Here is a 2,712-nt window from a genome sequence, read left to right on the forward strand (position 1 = left end):
CCGCCGCCGCAAGGCCGGACCCCTCCCCCTCGGCCCGGCCGCGCGACCACCCGTCGCGCGGTCGGGCGGAACCACCGATCCATCGGTAGGAGCCCCGTCCACATGCGTAGAAGCCTGAACGTCAGCGGCATCGGCGTCGTCCTCAGCATCTCGGGCGGCATCGGGGTCGCGACCACGTCGGACCCCGCACCCGCGGGCACTACTCCCTCGGTCGCGCGCATCGTGCCGAACTCCGGCCAGGACCTCACGGCGACCATCACCTCGTTGCAGGACACCCTGCGACGGGTGCCCGGCGACTACGTGTCCTGGGCCAACCTTGCCGTCGCCTACGTCGAACAGGCTCGCGTCACCGGCCTGTTCACCTACTACGACAAGGCCGACAAGGCCGCCTCCGAGTCCTTCAGCATCGAACCCGACGACAACTTCAGCGCCCTGGCCGCCCGGGCCGCGATCGCTGCGGCGCGTCACGACTTCACGACAGCCCTGGACAGCGCCCAGGAGTCCCTGGCCATCAACCCGCGCGACCTCGGCGCCCTGGCGATCCGGGTCGACGCGCTCAACGAGCTCGGCAGGTACGACGACCAGCTGCGGGCGCTGCGGATCGCCGACCGCCGCCAGCCGAGTACGGCGATCGCGGCTCGTTACTCCTACGCCTACGAGCTCCGGGGCGACCTCGACCGAGCCGGCGACATCCTGCGTCGCGCAGCAGCCTCCGGCAGCCGCGCTGACAAGGCCTATGTCCTGACGCTGCGCGCGGACATCCTGCGTAAGCAGGACCGCCTCGTGGCCGCGAGTCGAGATCTGTCGACCGCACTCCAGGCCGTGCCGGGCCACCTGCCCGCCCTCGTCTCCTCGGCCCGCCTGCAGACGGCGCGCGGTGACCTCGACGGTGCCGTGCAGACCTGGCAGGACGTGGTGGCGCAGCAGCCCCTGCCCGAATACCTCACCGAGTTCGGTGAGCTTCTCGAACACCTCGGACGAACCGAGGAGGCGGACGCCCAGTTCGTCGTCGTCCAGGCCACCATCACGCTGCTCGAGGCCAGCGGGGTGGACACCGACCTCGAGACCGCGCTGTTCGAGGCCGACCACGGCTCAGCCGCGCATGCCCTCACCCAGGCCCGCGCCGAATGGGGCCGCCGTCGGAGCGTCCATGTCGCCGACGCACTTGCCTGGGCGCTGCACCGCACCGGTCGCGACGCGCAGGCGCTCCCGATTGCTCGCGCGGCGACCCGGCTCAACTCGCCGGAGGCCAAGTTCTGGATCCATCGCGGCACCATCGAGTCGGCGCTGGGTTTGACTGCCGAGGCTCGAACCCACCTACAGCGTGGACTCGCGATCGACCCCGGCATGTCGCCGTGGCAACGCGCCCAGGCTCGCGCCACCCTGACGTCCTTGGAGGTATCGAGATGAACCGCGTGCTCCGACTCCTGTTCGCCCTCGGCGCGATCGCCGCCTGCCTGTTCGTGACCGCGGCGCCGGCCTCGGCGCACCCCCTCGGCAACTTCACCGTCAATCGCTACACCGGCGTCCTGGTCTCCCCCAGCGGCGTCGAGGTCGACCACGTCGTCGACCTCGCCGAGATCCCGACCGCGCAGCTCGGCGCGGGGCTGGACGACCTGCCCGCCCTCGCGGTGCGCGAGTGCACCACGACCGGTCTCGGCCTCGAGCTCACGGCCGCGGGCACCACCCTCCCGCTCACCTTGGAGAGCTCGTCCGCGACGACCGCTCCCGGCGAGGGAGGACTGCCGATCACCCGCATCACCTGCGGCTACTCAGGTGTCGCCGACATCGGCGCCGGCGAGGTCACCATCGAGGACCGCACCGCTCCCGGTTCGGTGGGGTGGCGCGAGATCACCGCGGTCGGCGACGAGATGACGCTGTCGAGCTCGGACGTCCCCGACGTGAGCACCAGCGATCGGCTCACCTCCTACCCCAAGGACCTCCTGCAGTCACCGCTGGACGTCACCTCCGCGACGCTGATCGTGTCTCCCGGCGGACCGGCCGGCACCCTGCCCGGCAGCGATGACACCGGTCCGACAGCCACCGGCGGCAGCTGGCTGTCGTCTCGCGCCACCACGCTGCTGGCCGACAGCGGGTGGCTCGCCGCCGCGCTCGCGCTCGCCGCCGCGCTCGCCCTGGGTGCCACGCACGCCCTCTCCCCCGGCCACGGCAAGACCGTGATGGCGTTCTACCTCTCGCAGCGGGGCAACTCCTCCCTGCGCTCGGCGCTCTCGGTCGGCAGCGCCGTCACCGCGGCCCACACCGGGTCGGTGCTGCTCCTGGGGTTGCTGGTCTCCCTGAGCAGCGCCTTCGTGCCCGCACGGCTCTACCCCTGGCTCACCCTGGCCACCGGGCTGCTCATCGTCGGGCTCGGGCTCTACCTCCTCGCCCGGCTCCGCTCGGACGGCGAGGGCAACCACGGCCACGGCCACGGGCACGGGCACGGCCACGGCCACGGCCACGGTCACGCACCGGTCGAGGCCCACGTCGAGGAGCACGGTCACGACCACGCCCAGGAGCACGTTCACGCACACGAGGCGCACTCCTCCGTCGCGGTGGCCACGACTGTCGAACCCACTCCGACACCGCCTGCAGCCACTCCGGGCCGGTGGGGAGTGTGGGTGATGGGCCTGGTCGGCGGGCTGGTGCCGAGCCCCTCCGCACTGCTCCTGCTCCTCGCCGCCGTCGCCGTGGGCCGGGCCTGGTTCGGCT

2 protein-coding genes are annotated in these 2,712 nt (G+C 72.2%); both read left to right on the forward strand.

The genetic code is table 11. The features are described 5' to 3' along the window. The first annotated feature begins 102 nt into the window (after nt 1-102). Nucleotides 103-1,410, forward strand: a complete 1,308-nt coding sequence (locus RMO85_RS15700) for a tetratricopeptide repeat protein (protein ID WP_310529659.1) — start codon at nt 103-105, stop codon at nt 1,408-1,410. Then, on the forward strand, nt 1,407-2,712 hold a 1,306-nt coding region (locus RMO85_RS15705), incomplete at its 3' end, for a hypothetical protein (protein WP_310529660.1). The genes RMO85_RS15700 and RMO85_RS15705, both read left to right, overlap by 4 nt.

Origin of the sequence: Nocardioides sp. (assembly GCF_031422975.1) — a bacterium.
Lineage (GTDB): Bacteria > Actinomycetota > Actinomycetes > Propionibacteriales > Nocardioidaceae > Nocardioides.

Bases quoted from the DNA above. Each gene is read 5' to 3' on its own strand.
- RMO85_RS15700 (WP_310529659.1), top strand. From the start codon at position 103: ATGCGTAGAAGCCTGAACGTCAGCGGCATCGGCGTCGTCCTCAGCATC.